At 69.5% G+C, this 3,589-nt stretch carries 3 protein-coding genes; 2 read left to right on the top strand and 1 reads right to left on the bottom strand.

Going from position 1 to position 3,589, the window contains the following annotated elements:
• Positions 1 to 2,269 (top strand): EAL domain-containing protein (locus HUU96_RS13220; protein ID WP_368039774.1); only part of this gene is annotated, 2,269 nt, incomplete at its 5' end.
• A gap of 10 nt (positions 2,270 to 2,279) precedes the next feature.
• Here the strand turns inward: HUU96_RS13220 and HUU96_RS13215 are convergent.
• Positions 2,280 to 2,774 carry a hypothetical protein gene (locus HUU96_RS13215; RefSeq protein ID WP_174293224.1) on the bottom strand — a complete coding sequence of 165 codons (495 nt, stop codon included), beginning with the start codon at positions 2,772 to 2,774 and terminating at the stop codon, positions 2,280 to 2,282.
• A 457-nt stretch (positions 2,775 to 3,231) separates the two neighbouring features.
• Here HUU96_RS13215 and HUU96_RS13210 point away from each other — a divergent pair.
• Positions 3,232 to 3,589, top strand: a 358-nt coding sequence (locus HUU96_RS13210; RefSeq protein WP_438827085.1) for a ribonucleotide reductase N-terminal alpha domain-containing protein, incomplete at its 3' end; no start/stop codon positions are given.

The raw sequence follows: 3,589 nt of genomic DNA, 5'->3' as shown, positions 1-3,589 counted from the left end.
GCTCGCGCTCAGCGGCACCCTGGCGCGGCCGCCGCTGCGGATCGCCGGCTTTGTCGCGGTGTGCGGCGCGATGGTCGTTACCGTCGCCGCGCTGCACCCGGTCCGCGCCGCCACCCTGGCCTTTGCCGGCGCGCTGGCGTTGATGGTGCCGGTGACGACCGGCTTCGGCATTGCCAGCGCCGCCGCTCTGGTGCTGCTCGCGTTGCTGCTGGTGGGCGTGTTGAGCATCGCCCGGCTCGACCTCGCCATGCTGGCCGAACGCTGCGAGGCGGAAGCCGCGGGGCGGCGCGCGTCGCGGCTGGTCGCGGAGTTCGAGGCGCAGGGCAGCGGCTGGTTCTGGCAGACCGACCGCCAGGGTGCGATCATCTACCTGACCGACAAGGTCGCGGCGGAGCTGGGCGGGGTCGGGCTGACGCCGCTCGGCGAGCGACTGGTCGACGTGCTGCGGGTCGACAGCGACCTGGTCGACACCGAACGCACGCTGTCGTTCCACTTCTCGTCGCGCACCTCGTTCACCGACTATTCGGTGCGCGCGATCGGCGCTCCCGGCAATCGCTGGTGGTCGATCTCGGGCCGGCCGGTGGTCGACGACCTTGGCCGGTTCCAGGGGTTCATCGGCTCGGGCAGCGACCTGACCGAGAAGCGCCGCGCCGAGGCGGAGATCACCCGCCTTGCGCTGTTCGACGGGCTCACCGGCCTCGCCAACCGGCAGCGGATGCGACTGTCGCTCGACCAGACGCTGGCCAATGGCGGCGCGAGGGGCGGCATCACCGGGCTGTTCCTGCTCGACCTCGATCGCTTCAAGGCGGTCAACGACACGCTCGGCCACCAGGCCGGCGACAGCCTGTTGAAGCAGGTCGCGGTGCGGCTGCAGCGCGCGGTCGGCGACGCCGGGCTGGTCGGGCGGCTGGGCGGCGACGAGTTCCAGGTGGTGCTGCCCGGCGAAGGCAATCGCGAGACGCTGGGCCATATCGCCCGCGCGATCATCTCCAGCCTGTCGCAGCCCTATTTCATCGACGGGTCGGCGGTGTCGATCGGCTGTTCGGTCGGCATCGCCATCGCCCCGGATCATGGCGACCAGTCGGAGACGCTGGTCCGCAACGCCGACCTGGCGCTCTACGCCGCCAAGGCCGACGGACGCGGCGTTCACCGCTTCTACCGCGAGGAGCTGCTCGCCGGCGCGCAGCACCGCAAGCGGCTGGAGGACGACCTGCGCCTCGCGCTCGCCGACAACCAGTTCCATCTCGCCTACCAGCCGGTGGTCGCGACCGAAGGCGAGCGGATCGTCGGCTATGAGGCGCTGCTGCGCTGGGACCATCCCACCCGCGGCGCGATCAGCCCCGCCGACTTCGTGCCGGTCGCCGAGGAGTGCGGCCTGATCGAGCCGATCGGCGAATGGGCGCTGCGCACCGCCTGCCGCGATGCCGCGCAATGGCCGCCGCGCGTGCGCGTCGCCGTCAACGTGTCGCCGATCCAGTTCGCCAATCCCGCGCTGCCGGCGATCGTCACCAACGCGATCGCCGCCGCCGGCCTTGCCCCTCAGCGGCTGGAGCTGGAGATCACCGAGGGCGTGTTCCTCAACGACAGCGCGCAGGCGGAGGCGATGTTCAAGTCGCTGAAGGGCATCGGCGTGCGGCTGGCGCTGGACGATTTCGGCACCGGCTATTCGTCGCTCGGCTATCTGAAGAAGGCTCCGTTCGACAAGATCAAGATCGACCAGAGTTTCGTGCGCGGCGCGATCCAGCCGGGCAATCGCAACGCAGCGATCATCAAGGCGATCGTGACCCTGGCCGACACGCTGTTCATGGAGACCACCGCTGAGGGTGTCGAGCAGCAGGACGAGATCGCGCTGATCCGCCAGCTCGGCTGCAGCCACATCCAGGGCTTCGTCTATGGCCGCGCCGCGCGCCATGCGCAGGTGATCGAGCAGCTGGCGGCCGGCGGCGGCCGGGCGACCGCGATCGGCTTCAAGGTCAGCCGTTCCCCACGCACCACCGTGCTGCGCTCGGCACGGATGGAGATCGGCGCGGAGGGCGGCGAGGTGCGCCTGCGTAACATCTCCACCACCGGCGCGATGATCGACGGCATCGACCTGCCGGCCGAGCTGGTCGGCGTCGACTGCCTGATCGAGCTGATCGAGGACCAGCTGTTCAGCGCCACCGTGCGCTGGACCGACGACGGCAAGGCCGGGCTGGAGTTCGCCGAACAGTTTGACCTCGAACGGCTGGGTGCGGCGCTGAAGCCGGTCGTGCGCCGCAACGCCGCCTAGCGTTACGCCGTTAGCCGGCGAGCGCGCTGACGAGCTGATCCTTGCTCATCGTCGAGCGGCCGGCGACCTTGCGCTTCTTCGCCTCCGCATACAGCTCCGCCTTGGTACGATGGTCGCGAGCGGCGCGGGTCTTGGCGGCGACGTCCTTGGGCTGCGCGGAGAACTGCTTGCCCTTGCGCGTATCGGCCTGCTTGGCCGCGGTGGTCCGCTGATATTCCTCGTCGCTCAGCGCCGCGCGCGCCTGCTTGGGCAGGTAGCGCTCGTGCGTCTCGCCGCTCGGCTTGCCCGACTTGGTGCCCCATTGCTCGTCCGACCATTCGTGCAGCGAGTTGTGCGGGTCCTTGCCGCCCTCATAGCCGCCACCGCGCTTCTTGTACTCGGCCACCGCCATCTGCGCCTTGCGCGCCGACCATTCGCCCTTGGCACCGCCCTTGTCGCCGGCGGTGACCTCCTGCTTGATCCGCTCCCAGAGCTTGGGGTCGCTACGCGTGGCGGTGGTGCTCATGGGAGCGGCAACGGCGATCGCGGCGGCGGGTTCCCGTGTGCTGGCGGCGGGGGTGGGAAAGGCAGAAACGCCACGATTTATTTTCGTTCTCCGCCCGTTCTCTTGCCTTCCAAAAACCCGGCGGCAATCCACGCGTCGCTGCATCGCGGCTACGACGAAGCGAGTCAGCGCGGCGACGAACCGTGGCCCGCCGCCGTCCGCCGGGGGCTTGCGCGGTTCGGCGGTTTGGCACAATCTCTGGGGGTTGCGTTCGGGGGCCTACTCTATTGCTGGTAGAAGCGGCATCGCCTTCCCATATCGGGAAGAGGTGATCCCGGTTCTTCGGCGGTGGTTCGTACCTATTTCGTTCTCTGCCGACGAATGCAGCGCGTATAGAGGCGGGAGCGATGCGCCCGACTCGAACGGACCGCGAACGAGGGACAGCGCGATGGATCTATACAGCAGCCGGGACAGCGACATGGCCACCGACACTATCGACCTCGCCGGCACGGGCCGCAGCTCCGACGCCGGCAGCGGCACGAGCGCGGCGACGCCCGCTCCGGCAGCGGTCCGCGCCGACAGCCACGCGGTGCACGCCCAGCCCTATCCGGTCGAGGTCGACCATAGCCGCGACGCGCTCCTCACCGATTTCGGCAAGGAAACGCTGCGCGACCGCTATCTGTTGCCCGGCGAGTCGTTCCAGGACCTGTTCGTGCGCGTCGCATCCGCCTATGCCGACGATGCCGGCCATGCCCAGCGGCTGTACGATTACATCTCGAAGCTGTGGTTCATGCCGGCGACCCCCGTGCTGTCCAACGGCGGCACCGGCCGCGGGC

Source organism: Sphingomonas bacterium (genome assembly GCF_903644135.1).
Lineage (GTDB): Bacteria > Pseudomonadota > Alphaproteobacteria > Sphingomonadales > Sphingomonadaceae > Sphingomonas.
The sequence above is the reverse complement of the archived record's forward strand: the minus strand, read 5'-3'. Positions and strand labels throughout refer to the sequence as shown.

Coding starts and splice junctions, on each gene's coding strand:
- HUU96_RS13215 (WP_174293224.1), bottom strand. CDS start 2,774: ATGAGCACCACCGCCACGCGTAGCGACCCCAAGCTCTGGGAGCGGATC.